This is a genomic window from Gemmatimonas sp., assembly GCF_046594945.1.
Lineage (GTDB): Bacteria > Gemmatimonadota > Gemmatimonadetes > Gemmatimonadales > Gemmatimonadaceae > Gemmatimonas.
Genome location: NZ_JBKJRB010000102.1, coordinates 103659 through 120226, shown reverse-complemented (window position 1 = coordinate 120226; position 16568 = coordinate 103659). Strand labels below are relative to the sequence as shown.

The following is a 16568-nucleotide window of genomic DNA, read 5'->3' as shown; positions in this document are numbered from 1 at the left end:
GCAGCGACCCCGGAGCCCGTGTCAGCCGGTCGGGGCGGGTGGTTCCTGCAGCCGCCTCTGCGAAGGAGGGGCCGGCGCCGGGAGCGAAGCGACCGGCGCGCGGCCATCCCGCCGCAGGAAGCGGCGAAAGGGATCCACCCGGCACGACCGAACGCCACCCCAGCGCACTTTCCAAAAGCGCGAGTGCGAGGCACGACACCGATCTCTCGCGCTCACCACCGCAGCAGCGACCCCGGAGCCCGTGTCAGCCGGTCGGGACGGGTGGTCCCTGCAGCCGCCTCTGCGAAGGAGGGGCCGGCGCCTCCGGCGCGCGGCCATCCCGCCGCAGAAAGCGGCGAAAGGGATCCACCCGGCACGACCGAGCGCCACCCCAGCGCAGTTTCAGCGCCGTCTCAACGCAAAAAACAGCGAGCGATCAGTCGTCGTAGCCGACCACGAGGTTCATGCCTGCTTGCTGCGCGCGCTGCACCGCCGTGCCCGTCGCCGTGAGCAAGCCGTCCACACTGATCACCGAGTCCGTGACCTCCGCCACCCCCACCGATAACGTGCAGCGCACCCCCTGCACGTCGCCGCTGAACACATGACGCTGCATCCGCTCGCGGATACGCTCCGCCAGCACCAGACCGCCGGAGCGTTCCGTGCTCGGCAACAACACCGCGAACGCTTCACCGCCCACACGACCGACCACGTCGGTGGTACGTGATTCCTGACGGCACACCCACGCGATGGCACGGAGCCACTCGTTGCCGAAGGCTTCGCCGTGCTGCTCGTTGATGTCGCGGAAATTGTCGGGATCGACCAGCAGCATCGTGAGTGGCTGTCCGTACCGGCGCGCGCGCGCCACTTCGGACGAAGCCACGTCGAAGAAGGCACGACGGGCCGACACGCCGGTGAGATAGTCGGTCGTGCTCGAGGCGTCCTCGCGCAGACTTTCTTCGACCCGGCGACGTTCGGAGACGTCGTGCGTGACTACCGAAAATCCGTTGGCCTCGCCATCGGTCGCGCGCAACGCCGTCACGACGGTGCTGGCCCAGAACAGCGATCCGTCCTGTCGCTGACGATGGCCTTCCTCCTCGCACCAACCGTTTCTCGCGGCGAGCGCCAGGGTATCGTGCACATACGCTTCACCACCGCTGTCCGGCGACAGCAGCAGCGCGAGTGGCTGTCCCACAATCGCCGCCGCGGGCCACTGATGCACGCGCTCGGCCGCTTCACTCCACGAGTCGACCACACCATTCGCGTCGATCGTGAAAATCGCGTAGTCGCGTACCGCACCCTCAACCGCCCGCAGCCGCTGATCGGCACGCGACAAGTGACCGCGGGCCGTGGCCAGGGCACCGGCATCATTCACGACGGCCACGATGCGGCCCGGCGCCACCTTCACCAATGACAGATGTACCCCGCGCTGCTCACCGGGGGCAAGCAGTTCGAGCGCGTCCACGATCACGCCGCGCGGCGCGTCGAAACCACGTACCCGTGCGGCCAAGTCGGGAGCCACGGCGCCCAGCGCTACGAACAAGTCATCGAGCGACCCGGCGCGCGTGAACGGCGTGAGCAACGTGCGTGCCGCCAGATTCGCGACCTCGACCCGCCCCTCTTCGTCTACCTCTACGAGGCCGACAGGCGCCAGCACGAACAGATCGAGCAGCGCCTCGGGGGTCACGTGGTCGCCTCCGGCTGTTCCGACGCCGCCGCATCCGCGGCCGCGTTCGTGGCCGCAATCACGACATCCGCCGGGATGGCAAGCGTTCGGTCTGCGATTTCATGCAGCACGCGCGCGATGAAGGCGTCGGACGACATGATGTCCTGCTTCTTGCCGGCGCCGCGCGAACGCAGGGCGACGGTGTTCTCGTCCGCCTCACGACGGCCGATCACGCACATGTACGGCACTTTCTGCACTTCGCCCTCGCGCACGCGGTAGTTCAAGGTTTCGTTGCGCGCGTCGAGCGTGGCGCGAATGCCCGCGGCCTTCATGCGGGCCACCAGCGCCTCGGCGTGCTCGTTGTAGTCGATCGCAATCGGAATCACGCGCACCTGTTCGGGCGACAGCCACACCGGGAACACGCCAGCGAAGTGCTCAATCAGAATCGCGATGAAGCGTTCGAATGATCCGCTCACGGCACGGTGGATCACCACTGGACGATGCGGGGCGTTGTCGTCGCCCGTATAAGTGAGATCGAAGCGCTCCGGTGCGTTGTAGTCGAGTTGGATCGTGCCCAGCTGCCAGGCGCGACCGATGCTGTCCATGACATCGAAGTCGATCTTCGGGCCGTAGAACGCCCCGTCGCCTTCCTTCAGCTCGTACGGACGCCCAGTGCTTTCGAGGGCGGCGCGCAGCGCGGCCTCGGCGCGATCCCACAGCTCGTCTGAACCGATCCGCTGCTCGGGACGCGTGGCGAATTTGAGCTTCGCCGTGAGACCGAACGTGTCGTAATAGCCAAGGATGAAGTCCATCAGGAACTTCACTTCGTCGGCGATCTGATCTTCGCGTAGATACACGTGACAATCGTCCTGCGCGAACTGGCGAACGCGCGTGAGTCCCGACAGCGCGCCCGAGAGCTCGTTGCGGTGCAGTACGTCGAACGTGACGTAACGCATGGGGAGATCACGATACGAATGCTTGCTCGACGCGAAGTACAAATGGTGCGACGGGCAATTCATCGGTTTGAGCGACATGTCATGCTCGCCCGTCTCGCTGTCGAGCACGAGGAACATATTTTCCTTGTACTTGCCCCAGTGTCCCGACTGCTCCCAGAGCGCCTTGTTGTACAGCAACGGCGTCTTGATTTCCTTGAAGGCGTCCTGCTGACGCTCACGCACGAACGCTTCCAGCGTGTTGTACAACGTCGTGCCCTTGGGCGTCCAGAACACGGCACCCGGCGCGACGGGAAACAGCTGGAAAAGGTCGAGCGACTTGCCGAGCACGCGGTGGTCGCGCTTCTTCGCTTCCTCGAGGTTGTGCAGGTGCTGCTCGAGTTCGTCCTTCTTGAAGAAGGCCGTGGCGTAGATGCGCTGCAGCATCTGGCGCTTCACATCGCCGCGCCAGTAGGCGCCCGCGGTGGTGAGCAACTTGAAATGCTTGAGGTAGGACGTGTCCGGGACGTGCGGGCCGCGGCACAAATCGATGAACGGGCCGTCGGTGTACGTGGAGAGGACTTCGTCGCTGCCCTCGAAGTCGTCGAGACGCTCGAGCTTGAGCGGATCGTCCACGAAGCGCACGCGCGCCTCGGTGAGCGACACCTCTTCGCGCAGGAACGGGTACTTCTCGCCCACGACCTTCTTCATCTCGGCTTCGAACGCGGCGAGATCTTCGGGTGTGAACGGCTTCTCGACTTCGAAGTCGTAATAGAAGCCGTCGTCGATGGCGGGACCGAAACCGATCTTCGCATCGGGACGCAGTCGGCGTACCGCGGTGGCCAGGATATGGGCCCCGGAGTGGCGCAACACTTGAAGCGCGCGGGGATCCTTTTCCGTGATCACCACGAAGGAACCCGACGACCGCAGAGGGGTCATGAGGTCGAGCACTTCGCCATCCACCGCAACCGCCAGCGACGCCTGCAACAGGCGCGCCCCAATCGACCCCACGACATCGCGCGCCAGCGTCCCGGGCGGGACCTCGCGAATGGAGCCATCGGGGAGAGTCAGGACGATGTGCGCATGGGCAGCAGCGTCAGCAGCAGATTGCAAACCGGCAGTCATCAGGAGCGGGCAGAAAGGTGAACGCCCTCGCAGTGCGAGGACGGTCAAGTTATCCTTGCACAAGGAGTCACGCCAAGATCAACTGCGATCCTCTTCCCGATCGCGGCGGCTGGTGTGGAGTCACGGAGGTGGCATCATGGCACAATTCCCATTCAGGAAACGTCCGGCGCGTACATCGTCGGTGCTGTTGATGGCGCTCGGCGCCGTGGCCGGTGTTGCCCTCGGCGTGCTGGTGGCCGATCGGGTCGGCGGCCTGGACGGGTTGCTCCGCCGCGGCGGCCGCGGGAGCCGTCGTGCCCCGGGCCCCGAGGGCTGGCGTGGCGACGAGCGTCGCACCGATGCCTTTGACCAGCTGGCCGACGACGATTCCGAGCTCGCCGCCGAGTCGATTGCCCATATGCACGTTCGCCGTCGTGGCGATGACCACGCTGAACAGCCTGAGTCGATGCCCGACCGACTCTCGACCCGCGAGCGCCTCCGGGATCGCATGCGCGATCGCCGTACGCGTTCCACGGAGTCCGATCTCGCCATGGCCTCGTCGGGCCTCGGACGGCACTCGCGCCCCCCGCTGGCCGGCGGGTTGGCCGACGCCGCCGTGCTCCCAACCGGCCCATCGGTGCCCACCCACGAGGAGTTGGAGGCCCGCGTTCTCGAGGCGTTTCGCAATGATCCGGTGCTCGAAGCGCGCGCCATCGACATCGGCGCCGCGGGCGAGGGGATCATCGAACTGACGGGCTGGGTGGACAGCACGGGGGAGATCGCGCACGCGCTCACGATCGCACGGGGCGTCCCTGACGTCGTCTCGGTGGTCGATCATCTGGCCGTTCGAGGGCCCGGATCGATCCAGAGCCACCGGACCTCACAGTACGAGACACCACAGCGAGGGTGAGGCCGGCGTGGGTCAGTCGCCTGCCCACCCGTGTTATGTTGGGCCATGACTGCGCCTGATACGAATCCGCTGCCGACGACCTACGACGCTGCCGCTACTGAGTCCACGTGGTACGCCAAGTGGACCGAGCATGGTGTGTTCACTGCCGATGCCGACCGCGCCGCGACGCGCGAGCCGTTCGTGATCGTGATTCCACCGCCAAATGTGACGGCGGTGCTCCACATGGGGCATGGGCTCAACAACACGGTGCAGGACGTACTCATCCGTTGGCGCCGTATGGCGGGCGATGAGGCGCTGTGGTTGCCGGGCACCGACCACGCCGGAATCGCCACCCAGAACGTCGTAGAAAAGCAGCTAGCCGCCAACGGACAGACGCGCTTCGACCTTGGCCGCGCTCCGTTCGTGGAGAAGGTGGCCGAGTTCGTGGAGCATACCGGCGGCGAGATCCTGAATCAGCTCAAGGCGATTGGATCGAGCGCCGACTGGTCGCGCACGGCTTATACGTTTTCCCCCGCCCTCTCGAAGTCCGTGCGCGAAGCGTTCGTGCGCTTGCACGAGGATGGCCTCGTGTACAAGGGGCACCGGGTAATTCACTGGTGTCCGCGCTGCGGCACCTCGCTGTCGGATGAAGAGGCGGAGTTCGCCGACACGACGGGCAAACTCTATCACCTGAAGTACACGCTCGCCGACGACCCGACGCAGTCGATCAGCGTGGCGACCACGCGCCCGGAAACGATGCTCGGCGACGTGGCGGTGGCCGTGAACCCTGACGATGAACGCTATCAGGCCATGATCGGCAAGGACGTTGTGCTGCCGATCAACGGCGTGCGCATTCCGATCATTGCCGACACGTACACCGACGCCGCCTTCGGCACCGGTGCCGTGAAGATCACGCCGGCGCACGACGCGAACGATTTCGACGTCGGCAAGCGACACGGCCTGGCCATGCCGGTCGTCATCGATGCCCAGGGCATCGTGCGTGAAGTCGAAGATGCCGCCGGACGTGTGCCGGCGGCCTTATCTGGTCTCGATCGCACCGAGGCACGCAGCGCCATCGTAGCGATGCTCGAGGCAGCCGGGGCCTTGGTAAAGGTCGAGCCGCACGCCCACGCGGTACGTCATTGCTACCGCTGTGACACGGTAGTGGAGCCGCGCTTGTCCGATCAGTGGTTCGTGCGCATGCGTCCGCTGGCCGACAAGGCGCTTGATGTGTTGCGCGGTGGACAGCTGCGCATTCTGCCGGATCGCTGGGAAGCCGTGTACGTGAACTGGCTCGAAGGCATTCGCGACTGGAACATCTCGCGACAGATCTGGTGGGGCCATCGCATACCCGTGTGGTACTGCGACAATCCGGCGTGCTCACAGGAGCCGATCGTGTCGCGCACCGATGTGAGCAGCTGTCCGTCCTGCCAAGGAAGTGTGCGTCAGGACGACGACGTGCTCGACACTTGGTTCTCGTCGTGGCTGTGGCCCTTCTCCACGCTTGGATGGCCCGATAGCACGCCCGATCTGAAGGCGTTCTATCCGGGCGACGTGCTGGTCACCGCACCGGAGATTCTGTTTTTCTGGGTGTCACGCATGGTGATGTCGGGCTGCTGGTTCCTCGAACAGACGCCGTTTCACACCGTGTATCTGCACGGCACGGTGCGCGACCTGCAGCACAAGAAGATGTCGAAGTCGCTGGGCAACGGCATCGATCCGCTCGATGTCGTGAAGCTGTACGGCGCCGACGCGCTGCGCTGGACGATGGTGGCCGGTCTCGGTCTCGGCGTTGATGTCATGCTCGACCCCACCGATCTCGACAAGTCGTTCGCGCCGGGGCGCAACTTCTGCACAAAGCTTTGGAACATCGGACGCTTCCTGTTGTCGCGCGTTGGCACCGAGCCGCTGCAGCCGTTGTCGTCGATCGCGCCCGAGCGCCTCACCGCCGCCGATCAGTGGATCCTCGATCGTCTCGATCAGGCCATTCTCGACTGCGATGCGGCGCTGGGGCCGCCCCGCCCGGCCAACGGGCGCACGTGGACCGACGCCGAACGTGGTCGCGGATTGCGATTGTCGGAGTACGCCGAAGCGGCGCGCCGATTCGTGTGGAACGAACTGGCCGACTGGTATCTCGAAGCGCTCAAGCCGCGACTGTACGCCACCGAGGGCGACGATCGCGACGTGGCACGGACCGTCCTCGCGCACGCCTTCGACGGTGCGCTGCGACTGCTGCAGCCAATGGTCCCGTTTATCACTGAGGCGCTCTGGCAGCAGTTGCCGAACACGCCCGCCGGGGCGTTCCTGGCCCAAGCTGCATGGCCAGTGGCGCGTCGGGCCGATGGCGCGATATCAGCCGAGGCGCAGGCGTTCGATTACGCGCGCGACGCCGTTCAGGCGATCCGCAGCGTGCGTTCGGAGTACAACGTGAATCCAGGCGCGTGGGTGGACGCGATGCTGGTGGCCCCCGCGGGTATCGCAGGGCTGCTGGCTGCGCAGCGCGATACGATTGGCTCGTTGGCGCGCGCGCGCGTGACGATGGGGTCGGAAAACCCCGGGGGGGCGTCGGCACAGCTGTTGCTGCGTGACGGCGTAGAACTGGTCGTGCCGCTGGCCGGCATGGTCGACCTCGAGAAGGAGAAGCAGCGATTGCACGCAGAACTCACGCAACTCGAAACGCAGCTGAACGCCCTCGACTCACGCCTGGCCAACGAGACGTTCGTGGCGAAGGCGCCGCCGGCGCTGGTGACGGCGGAGCGCGCCAAGGCCGAAGAATGGCGGGCGCGGTGTGCGCTGATGCACAACAAGCTCGGTACGTTCGGCGCGTGAACACCGCGAGAAACGCCTGCGTGATCAAGGTTGGCATGATGAGGGCGGTCTCCAGGATGGCGGCCGTGCTGGTGCTGCTCACCGGGTGCGCCAATCAGACGGCACCGCCAGGTGGCGCGCCGGATCTGGCGCCGCCGCTCGTGCTGAAGGTGACACCCGACAACAACGCCATCGACACCAAGCCGAAATCGGTGGTACTGCAGTTCGACGAAGTGATCAGCGAGACACCAAAGGGCGCGAAGGATATCGCGGACCTGGTGTTCATCAGTCCGAAGAGTGGGGTGCCCAAGGTGGACTGGGGGCGATCGAAGATTGAGATCCGCCCGTCGAAGGGCTGGAAGCCGAACACCGTGTATTCAGTGGTCATCAAACGCGGCTTGCAGGACCTGCGGAACAACGGCATCGACAGCACGATTCGGCTGGTATTCAGTACCGGCGGTCCAATTCCGACCACGCGCATTGCCGGCGTGGCCTTTGATTGGGCGGCGGGCACCGGACTCTCGGGCGCGCTGGTGGAAGCGATCGCCCCCGACAGCACGACCTATCAAGTGGTCGCCGATTCCACCGGCCGCTACGTGTTGCAGTACCTGCCGCCGGGTCCGTATCTGCTACGCGCGTACGGCGACCGAAACACCAATCGAAGTCTCGATCCGATCGAAGTGTGGGACTCGGTGAGCGTCACGCTCACCCAATCGGCAGACATCGAGTTCTATGGGTTTTCGCACGACACCGTGGGACTTCGCGTGTCGGAAGTCACACCGCAGGATAGCGCGGTGCTGAAAGTGGTGTTCGACAAGCCATATGCCCCCGGACGCCTGTTCGGCCCGGAAGACGTGCTGATCAGGCGAGCCGATTCGTCGCTCGTGCGGATAAAGGCCGTGCAGACGGTCCCGCAACGCAGTCTGGCCGATTCGCTACGGGCGAAAGTACGAGCCGACTCGCTGGCGCGTGTGGCGTCACTCCGCGATTCGACGCCCGCGTTGCGGGCCCGTACCGATTCGCTGGCGCGGGTCAAGCGTGCGGACAGTCTGGCCGCAGTGGCCCGCACCGAGCGCGACGCGCGTGCGCGGTTGGCGGCCCGTCGTGGTCGTCCCGGTGCCCCGATTGATTCTACGCCGCCGCCCAAACTGCGTCGCCCGCTGCTATACAAGGAAATTTACGTCACGCTGGATACGGTGCTCGAACCGCAGAAGCAGTTTCGACTCAGCGTGTCCAACCTTCGCAGTCTCTCGGGAACGGTGCGGAGTCCGGCCCGCACGTTCACCACGCCGCGCGCGCCCAAGCCTGACAGTACGCGTGACAGCACCAAGCGGGACAGCGCCGCGGCGCGTCCGGCCCCACGCGACACGCTCGCTCCGCCGTTGCCGCAGGTCATGCGGTCGCGCGTCCGCGCCCTGTTCAGCAGTTCGTGATGGAGACGATCGCCGCAGCATCGGCGGTCCCCGCTCTCTTCATCGACCGTGACGGGACGCTGATCGCTGACGCGCACTACCTCGCTGATGCAGGCCGAGTACGGCTGCTGGCCGGCGCGGCCGCGGCGGTCGCGAAGGCGAACGCGGCGCAGGTTCCGGTCGTGGTCGTCACGAACCAGTCTGGCATCGCCCGCGGACTGATCACGACGTTCCAGTATGAAGCGGTGCGCGATCGAACCACGGCGTTGCTGAGCACGGGCGGCGCGGCGTTGCTGGCGACGTACCACTGTCCGCATTGGGGACCGCCGAAGGAACCGTGCGCGTGTCGCAAGCCCGGCCTCGGCATGTACCGCGAGGCGGCCGCCGCGCATTCGCTCGATCTCACGCACAGCGCGTATATCGGCGACCGGTGGCGCGACGTGCAGCCAGCGCTCGCGACCGGAGGCATTGGCATTCTGGTGCCTGGCATCGAGACGCCCGCGGCCGATGTGGAAGACGCCCGCTCCGCGCTTTCAGAGCGCATCTTCATGGCAGATACCATTCTGGAAGCGGTGTCCATCGCCCTAGCCTTGATCGGCCCGCGCGCCCCCCTGCAGTCGACCAAGCGCGGGGAGTAGCTTGGTCGCCATGATGATGCCGGCTTCTCCCCACACACCCGCGCGTATCTCCGTGCTCACCTCGGGCGGTGGATCGAACCTGCAGGCGCTGATCGACCACTTTGCGGGCCTCGCGGCCTGCGCCGGGGTGATCACATTCGTCGCCTCGGATCACGAGCGCGCGGGCGCGCTCCAGCGCGCGAGGGACGCGAGAATCGCCACCGGGGTGCTCGACGCGCCGCTCGACAGCGATGCCCTGCTCTCGTTGCTCGAGACGGCCAAAACCGATGTGCTGGTGCTGGCGGGCTATCTCAAGTTGGTCCCCGAGGGCGTCGTGCGCGCGTTCCGAGGTCGCCTGCTCAATATCCACCCCGCGCTGCTGCCCGCCTTTGGTGGACCGGGCATGTACGGCAAGCGTATTCACGCGGCCGTGCTCGAACATGGCGCCACGATCACCGGTGTCACCGTGCACTTCGTCGACGAGCACTTCGATCGCGGTCCGATCATCGCGCAGTGGCCGGTACCAGTGCTTCCCGGAGATGACGCCACCCTGTTGGCCGCGCGCGTGTTGCGTACCGAACATCGGCTGTTGCCGCTCTGCGTGGCCGCCGTGGCGTCGGGCGCGATCGTGCTGGGCGCTGATGGTCGCGTGCATGGACACCTCGACGTCCCCCAGTCTGTACACGCACCGGAGTGGCGCTTTGCGCTGATCGACGATAGCCCCAATCCGTCGCCGCCCGTTGCGACGGCGTTCACCACTGAAGTGGCGCGCCTCTTTCCGCGCTGATTCCGCGCGCATTCACTCCCGTCGTTCCCTTTCCTCTCCTGATCCCGTCTCCATGCGCGCGCTGCTTTCCGTTTCCGACAAGTCCGGTCTCGTTCCCTTCGCCACCGGACTCGCCCAGCAGGGATACGAGTTGGTCTCCACGGGCGGAACGGCCAAGGTGCTGCGTGACGCCGGCCTCGCGGTCAAGGACGTCAGTGACATCACGGGGTTCCCGGAGATGCTGGACGGACGCGTGAAGACGCTCCACCCGGTCATTCACGGTGGTCTGCTGGCGCGACGCGATCTGCCCGAGCACATGGACGCCATCAAGGCGCACGACATCGGGACCATTGATCTCGTGGTCGCGAATCTGTACCCGTTTCGCGAAACAGCCGCGAAGCCGAAGGTGCATCCGGAAGAGGTGATCGAGAACATCGACATCGGCGGCCCATCGATGCTGCGTTCGGCCGCCAAGAACTTTGCGTCGGTGTGGGTACTCGTCGATCCGACCGATTACGCGCATGTGTTGGAGATCGTACAGTCGGGCGGCGACGATCTGTCCTTCCGGACGTTGCTCGCGGAGAAGGTGTACGCCCATACGAGCGGCTACGACGCGGCAATCGCGCAGTGGTTCGCGCAGCAGCGTGGCGAGCCGTTCCCCGATCGGTATCCGCTCGCCTTCGAGAAGCAGCAGGCGCTGCGCTACGGCGAGAACCCGCAGCAGCGCGCGGCCTTCTACGTGGAGAAGCCGGGCGCCGGGTTGGGCGCGTTGGTACAGAAGGGTGGTAAGGAATTGTCGTTCAACAACTTGCTCGATCTCGAAGGTGCGCTGCTCGCCATCGAACCGTTTAGCGATCAACCGGCGTGTGCGATCATCAAGCACACCACACCGTGCGGCGTCGCCACGGGCATCGACGCCCTGTCCGCCTTCAAAAAGGCGTTGGCGTGTGATCCGGTATCGGCGTTCGGCAGTGTGATCGCGTTCACGGTGCCGGTAGATGTGGTGGCGGCGGAAGCGATCTCCAGCCTGTTCGTGGAGTGCATCGTGGCGCCGTCGTTTGCCGACGACGCCGTCGAGATTCTTGTCCGCAAGAAGAACCTGCGGGTATTGGAAGGGCGCGCCAGCTGGCCCACGGGTGGCATGGACTACAAGCGCGTGCGTGGTGGCCTGCTAGTGCAGGACCGCGCACCGGCGCCGATGGAGCCGGCCCAGTGGAACGTGGTCACCACGCGTCAGCCGACCTCCGACGAAATGATCGACTTGCACTTCGCCTGGAAGTCGGTGGCAAGCGTGAAGTCGAACGCCATCGTGCTGGTGCACGACGGCGCCACGATCGGCATCGGCGCCGGTCAGATGTCGCGGGTGGATGCCAGCTTCCTCGCCGTGCACAAGGCGACCAGCGCGGGCCACGTCACCGACGGCGCGGCGCTCGGCTCTGACGCCTTCTTCCCGTTTCGCGACGGCATCGATCAGGCCGCGGCGGCCGGCGTGAAAGCGATCGTGCAGCCTGGTGGATCGGTCCGCGACGCCGAAGTGATCGCCGCGGCCGATGAGCATGGTATCGCCATGGTGTTCACCGGCGAGCGTCTTTTTCGCCACTAGGCGTTCAATCGCACTTTTTTCCCCGACGCGGGTTCAAGCAAGGATGCCAATTCTCTCGGTCGGAGTTTTTGTGATGTCTCGACGCATGACGCGGGTTGTGGCCGCCACACTCGCCGCGCTCGTCACGGTGGCGGCGACGGCGGCGCCTCTGGCCGCGCAGTCGAAGTCGGTGAAGGCCGCGGTGTCCGCGTCGGCATCGCCGGTGCTGGTCGGTGGCTGGAGCGGCACCGCCACCGTGCCGCTGCCGGACAGTGTAATCGTGGTGCCCGTGCTGTACACGTTCACGCAGTCGGGAACCACCGTTGTCGGCCAGGCCATGGTACCCGGTCAGGGTACGGGGCCGATCTCGAACGTGGTGCTCACCGGAAAGCGCGTGCGCTTTCGCGTAACCGCGCCGGAGGGCAAGTTGCTCGAACATGACGGCACGTTCGGCGCGGACGGCAGCATTGAAGGCATGGTGAACATGGACAAGCAGCCCATCGCGAAGTTCAAGATCGCGCCGAGAAAGGACTCGAAGTCGATGCCGAAGAAATAGGCGTCACCGCTGTGGGCGGCTCGACCCGCAGCGCCTGAAAGGCCGCGTTGGAGACGAGACAGTACGCAGCGAAGCAGTAGAAGCCTAGGCCTGCCGTTGCCGAAAGATTGGCGGTGCCCTTTCCGACCAGCAGCGCGATGAGCATACCGACTGCAAAGACGTCGGCCATCGACCACTTGCTCATCGCCTGCACTACGCCGTACAACCGATACGCCATCGCGCTGCCACGCAGTGCGAAGATCGGCACCAGCAACGCCGCCTTCAGTACTGGGACGAGCACGCTGAACAGCAGGATGAGTCCGGCCACGAAGTCGTTGCCCGTGTTGTGCAAACTGCGTATCGCACTGATCACGCTACGGGTTTCATTGGAGAGCTCGCGCGTATTGCCGAACAACTCCATCGTGGCGCGGATGGTGAGCACCGGTTGCACGAGCCCAGGCCAGAGCAATACCAGCGACACCAGCGCTAGTACGATCGCAAGTTTGTTCCGTGAGGTCATGACGTTGCTCTAGGCCGCCAGCTGAGTGATCGCGCGAACGAACGCATCCAATTCGGCGGGCGTGGTGAACAGTTGCGGCGTGACGCGCACGCCGGTCACGCCCGCGGTATCGATCGCCACCGTGAAAATCTTGAAGCGGTCCATCAATGCCGTGGCAAGATCCCCCGGCTTCATGCCGTCGATCCCCACGGTGGCGATCGCACCCGTGCGCATGGGATCTTGCGGAGTGAACAGTCGCACGCGCGGCAGGCCGCGCACCTTGGTGGTCCAGTACTGCTGCAGCCAGCGCAAGCGAGCCTCCTTGCGCCGAATACCGATCTCCTCGTGAAAGGTGATTGCATCGTCGATCGCCAGATCAGTGTGCACCGGATGCGTGCCGGTGTGATTGAGTTTCGCGATGCTGGTCGCAGGCTGTCCTTCGTCGCCATATATCGGCCAGAGCGCTTCAATGCGGTCGCGGCGCACATACAGCAGTCCGGCTCCGAGCGGCGTCCCGAGCCATTTGTGCAGACTGGCGCCGTAGTAGTCGCAGCCGAGGTCGGGAATGCGGAAGTCGAGCTGCGCGAAGGCGTGCGCGCCGTCGACCATGACTGGCACACCGCGCGCCTGCGCCATATCGCAGATCTTCTTCACCGGCAGTAGCTGACCGGTAATGTTGATCATGTGGCAGACCATCAGCAGACGCGTACGCGGCGTGATGGCCCTGGCGTATACCTGCACGATGTCGTCGTCGCTTCGCGGATCGAGGGGCACCGTGACGGTGCGGGTCACGACGCCCCAGCGACGGCCCATCAGCGCGAACTGATCGAGCATCGCGCCATAGTCATGTACCGCCATGACCGCCTCGTCGCCGGCTTTCCAGTCGAAGCCCGAGATCACCGTGTCCAGTGACTCGGTGGTGTTGCGGGTAATGATCAACTCTTCGGGCGAGCACCCGGCCAGTGCGGCCAAGCGGGCCTGCACCCGCGCCTTGTTGGTGCCTTGCACCGTGCGCATGTAGCGTGAACTCTGGGCGTTCACAGCGCGCACATGGCCGATGAACTTCTCCAGCACCGGTTCCGACTGCATGGAGTAGTAGCCGTGCTCCAAATGGATGTAGTCGGTTGGGACGCGGTACTTGGCCCGAAGCACGTCCCAGAAGTCGGCTCGCGCCGCCAGCACATTTACGGGCAGGCGGGAAAACGCCCGAAGCTGGGCCGGCGTGAACAGGAGGCCCAGCGAGGCGCCGCCCAAAGCGCCGCTCACGGTACGGAGAAAGTCGCGCTTGTCCATGCGTCAGGGGAGATGAGGGGCCCGGACCGGGCGGGAAGCAGTTGTGCCCCCCGTCGCTGCCTGCGAACTTACCTGATTGTGTGAGCTCCGGCCGCCCCCGGTCCGGTGCTGTCCCACCTTCCGTCCAGTCCATGACCGTCGCAGCCACCGCTTCCGCGACTGCCGCTTCCCGGCCAGCCGCCGCCACGAGTGCCGGCGCGGCCGAGCTTGATTACCGCCCGTCGTACCTGGCCGCCGGAATCGCCGGCCTCGTCGTGTTTCTCCTGTACCTCGTCACGTTGGCACCGACGACGTCCATGTGGGACACCAGCGAGTACATCGCGGCCGCGTACGTCCTCGGTATTCCGCACCCGCCGGGCAACCCGTTCTTCGTGTTGATCGGACGCGTTTTCGCGATTCTGCCGATCGCGCCCACGGTCGCCATGCGGATCAACGTGCTGGCGGCACTGTCCAGCGCGGTGTCAGCCGGCGTGTGGTTCCTGATCACCGAGCGAGTGCTGGTGCAGTGGATGCCGCGTCGTTGGCAACGCATCGCCGGCGGTGCGCTCGCCGCGTTGATCGGGGCCACCGCGTTCACCGTGTGGAATCAGTCGGTCGTGAACGAAAAAGTGTACACGGTGTCGCTGGTTGGGCTGGCAGTCATCTGCTGGCTCACCGTGCGCTGGTGCGACGATCCGGAAGGCCCCGTCGCTGACCGCCTGCTCGTGCTGGTGGCCTACTTGCTGGGTCTCGGCTACGCCAACCACATGGCCGGTATGCTGGCGGCGCCCGCCGTTGGACTCGCGGTACTCGTGCGCCGGCCGTCGTCGATTCTGCGCTGGAAGCTGCTCGTGGCCTGCGCTGCCGCGCTGGTATTCGGCATGACGCCGTTCGCCACGCAGCCCATTCGCGCCGCGCACTTCCCGGCGATCAACGAGGGAGAGCCCACCGGCTGCGTGACCGAGCTGAAGCTGGATTGCACCTTCTCGGCGCTCACGTACGACCGCTTCATGTACAACTTCAATCGCGGGCAGTATGGCAAGCCGGAGCTCGGGGAGCGCCAGGCGCCGCTCACGGCGCAGGTCGGCATGTACTGGCTGTACTTCAAGTGGCAGTGGCTTCGTGACGCATACCAGGAGAATCCGGGGCTGCAGAATGGGCTCGCGGTGTTTTACTTCATTTTGTGCATCCTCGGTGGTTGGATGCACTTCAAGAAAGACCGACGCAGTTTCTGGTTCTTCGGTCCGCTCATCGGCACGATGACGTTGGGGCTGATCTTCTACCTCAATTTCAAGTACGGCCACAGTCAGGCACTGGAGCTCGGCGACTCGGTCCCTCGCGAAGTACGCGATCGAGACTACTTCTACTTGTGGAGCTTCTCGGCGCTGAGCGTGTGGGCAGCGCTCGGACTCGTGTATCTGTGGGAAACGGTGGCCAGCCTGTTTGGCGCCGATGAAGTGAAGCTCGGTCGCGAGACCGTGGTGGAGCCGCGCACGCGGAGCTTCCTCTTGGCGTCGCCGTTACTTGCGGTGGCGTTCATCCCGCTGGTGGGCAACTGGCAGCAGGCGTCGCGGTCCAATCAGACCGACACGACCGACTTTGCGCGCGACTTGCTCAACTCGGTCGAACCTTACGGCATTCTGATCACCGTGGGCGACAACGACACCTTCCCGCTCTGGTACGCGCAGGAAGTCGAAGGCATCCGCAAGGACGTCATCGTCGCAAACACCTCGTTGATGAATACCGACTGGTACACGCGGCAGATGATCCGTCGCCCGGTGTACGAGTACGATGCCGCCAAGGGTCCGGAGATCTACCGCCGCCAGCAGTGGAAGAAGCCGGTCGGTCCGCCAGTCAAAATGACGTTCGACGAAGCCGATGCACTGCCGCTCGCGATTCAGACGCCGCCAAACGCCGCGTTTCAGAAGGGCGACATCATCGCGGCGCCGCGTTCACCGCAGCTTATGCGCGCCGATCAGTTGGTGTACTTCATGATCCGCGACACCTACCCTGATCGGCCGATCTACTTCAGCCGCACGGCTGGTGGATACCCGTACGAACTCGGTCTCGAGCGCTACGTGCTCACGCAGGGCATGGCGAAGAAGCTGGTGGGTCAGCAGATCATCCCGGGACGTGACACCGTGCTCATTCAGGGTGAGGGCATGGTGGACGTGAAGCGCTCGTACGACCTGTGGACGAAGGTGTTCACGGCCACCAAGTCGCTGGCCGCCCGGAAGGGATGGGTGGACGACGCGTCGGTTGGCATCCCCGATCTGTACGTGATCAGTGGGGTCACGTTGGCGGAAGCGCTCGCGCAGTCGGGGCAGATCGCGCGCTCCGACTCGGTGTATCAGCAGGCGAAGGGCATCGCCACCGCCATGCGCCGCGCGCAGGTGTTCGGGTTTGATCGTCAGCCGGCGCTGCCCGTCACGCCGGGTGCCGACGTCGGTCCACAACAGCAGCTGTTGGTGCCGCAGTCCCGGCCCGACTCGAAGTAAGGCACATCGCTC

General features: G+C 65.2%; 12 protein-coding genes. 8 read left to right on the top strand and 4 right to left on the bottom strand.

All coding sequences use genetic code 11. The annotated features are described in order from the left end of the window. Positions 1-415 precede the first annotated feature (415 nt). Together ACLL97_RS12790 and thrS are read right to left on the bottom strand one after the other, a co-directional pair. Entirely contained in the window at positions 416-1663 is a 1248-nt protein-coding gene (locus ACLL97_RS12790; RefSeq protein WP_411280856.1) for a diguanylate cyclase, read from the bottom strand. Then, the gene (thrS, locus tag ACLL97_RS12785; protein WP_411280855.1) at positions 1660-3699 is read right to left on the bottom strand and encodes a threonine--tRNA ligase; all 2040 of its coding nucleotides are present in this window, start codon (positions 3697-3699) and stop codon (positions 1660-1662) included. The genes ACLL97_RS12790 and thrS overlap by 4 nt, the downstream gene beginning before the upstream one ends. A gap of 136 nt (positions 3700-3835) precedes the next feature. On the opposite strand from thrS, the gene ACLL97_RS12780 reads away from it, so the two are divergent. The 7 genes from ACLL97_RS12780 to ACLL97_RS12750 all read left to right on the top strand — a co-directional run bounded on the left by ACLL97_RS12780 (position 3836) and on the right by ACLL97_RS12750 (position 12308). Beyond that, positions 3836-4588 carry a BON domain-containing protein gene (locus ACLL97_RS12780; RefSeq protein WP_411280854.1) on the top strand — a complete coding sequence of 251 codons (753 nt, stop codon included), beginning with the start codon at positions 3836-3838 and terminating at the stop codon, positions 4586-4588. Positions 4589-4633: 45 nt separating this feature from the next. Continuing rightward, complete coding sequence (locus ACLL97_RS12775) at positions 4634-7396, top strand: valine--tRNA ligase (RefSeq protein ID WP_411280853.1); 2763 nt, start codon at positions 4634-4636, stop codon at positions 7394-7396. Continuing rightward, on the top strand, positions 7393-8808 hold the full coding sequence (locus ACLL97_RS12770) for an Ig-like domain-containing protein (protein ID WP_411280852.1): 1416 nt from the start codon (positions 7393-7395) through the stop codon (positions 8806-8808). Before ACLL97_RS12775 ends, ACLL97_RS12770 begins: the two co-directional genes overlap by 4 nt. Next, positions 8808-9425 carry a D-glycero-alpha-D-manno-heptose-1,7-bisphosphate 7-phosphatase gene (locus tag ACLL97_RS12765; RefSeq protein WP_411280859.1) on the top strand — a complete coding sequence of 206 codons (618 nt, stop codon included), beginning with the start codon at positions 8808-8810 and terminating at the stop codon, positions 9423-9425. Before ACLL97_RS12770 ends, ACLL97_RS12765 begins: the two co-directional genes overlap by 1 nt. Positions 9426-9435: 10 nt before the next feature. Then, entirely contained in the window at positions 9436-10191 is a 756-nt protein-coding gene (purN, locus tag ACLL97_RS12760; RefSeq protein ID WP_411280851.1) for a phosphoribosylglycinamide formyltransferase, read from the top strand. Positions 10192-10243: 52 nt separating this feature from the next. Next, positions 10244-11773 carry a bifunctional phosphoribosylaminoimidazolecarboxamide formyltransferase/IMP cyclohydrolase gene (gene purH / locus ACLL97_RS12755; protein WP_411280850.1) on the top strand — a complete coding sequence of 510 codons (1530 nt, stop codon included), beginning with the start codon at positions 10244-10246 and terminating at the stop codon, positions 11771-11773. A 73-nt stretch (positions 11774-11846) separates the two neighbouring features. Then, entirely contained in the window at positions 11847-12308 is a 462-nt protein-coding gene (locus ACLL97_RS12750; RefSeq protein ID WP_411280849.1) for a hypothetical protein, read from the top strand. Here the strand turns inward: ACLL97_RS12750 and ACLL97_RS12745 are convergent. After that, positions 12262-12807, bottom strand: a complete 546-nt coding sequence (locus ACLL97_RS12745) for a paraquat-inducible protein A (RefSeq protein ID WP_411280848.1) — start codon at positions 12805-12807, stop codon at positions 12262-12264. The two genes, ACLL97_RS12750 and ACLL97_RS12745, sit on opposite strands and share 47 nt — an antisense overlap. Before the next feature lie 9 nt (positions 12808-12816). Then, positions 12817-14079, bottom strand: a complete 1263-nt coding sequence (locus ACLL97_RS12740; protein ID WP_411280847.1) for an aminotransferase class V-fold PLP-dependent enzyme — start codon at positions 14077-14079, stop codon at positions 12817-12819. A 131-nt stretch (positions 14080-14210) separates the two neighbouring features. On the opposite strand from ACLL97_RS12740, the gene ACLL97_RS12735 reads away from it, so the two are divergent. Beyond that, on the top strand, positions 14211-16556 hold the full coding sequence (locus ACLL97_RS12735; protein WP_411280846.1) for a DUF2723 domain-containing protein: 2346 nt from the start codon (positions 14211-14213) through the stop codon (positions 16554-16556). Positions 16557-16568: the final 12 nt, after the last annotated feature.

What these genes read in the sequence shown, in the direction of transcription:
- ACLL97_RS12780 (WP_411280854.1), top strand. Translation starts at nt 3,836, where the DNA reads ATGGCACAATTCCCATTCAGGAAACGTCCGGCGCGTACATCGTCGGTG.
- thrS (WP_411280855.1), bottom strand. Translation starts at nt 3,699, where the DNA reads ATGACTGCCGGTTTGCAATCTGCTGCTGACGCTGCTGCCCATGCGCAC.
- ACLL97_RS12775 (WP_411280853.1), top strand. Translation starts at nt 4,634, where the DNA reads ATGACTGCGCCTGATACGAATCCGCTGCCGACGACCTACGACGCTGCC.
- ACLL97_RS12745 (WP_411280848.1), bottom strand. Translation starts at nt 12,807, where the DNA reads ATGACCTCACGGAACAAACTTGCGATCGTACTAGCGCTGGTGTCGCTG.
- purH (WP_411280850.1), top strand. Translation starts at nt 10,244, where the DNA reads ATGCGCGCGCTGCTTTCCGTTTCCGACAAGTCCGGTCTCGTTCCCTTC.
- ACLL97_RS12750 (WP_411280849.1), top strand. Translation starts at nt 11,847, where the DNA reads ATGTCTCGACGCATGACGCGGGTTGTGGCCGCCACACTCGCCGCGCTC.
- ACLL97_RS12765 (WP_411280859.1), top strand. Translation starts at nt 8,808, where the DNA reads ATGGAGACGATCGCCGCAGCATCGGCGGTCCCCGCTCTCTTCATCGAC.
- ACLL97_RS12735 (WP_411280846.1), top strand. Translation starts at nt 14,211, where the DNA reads ATGACCGTCGCAGCCACCGCTTCCGCGACTGCCGCTTCCCGGCCAGCC.
- ACLL97_RS12740 (WP_411280847.1), bottom strand. Translation starts at nt 14,079, where the DNA reads ATGGACAAGCGCGACTTTCTCCGTACCGTGAGCGGCGCTTTGGGCGGC.
- purN (WP_411280851.1), top strand. Translation starts at nt 9,436, where the DNA reads ATGATGATGCCGGCTTCTCCCCACACACCCGCGCGTATCTCCGTGCTC.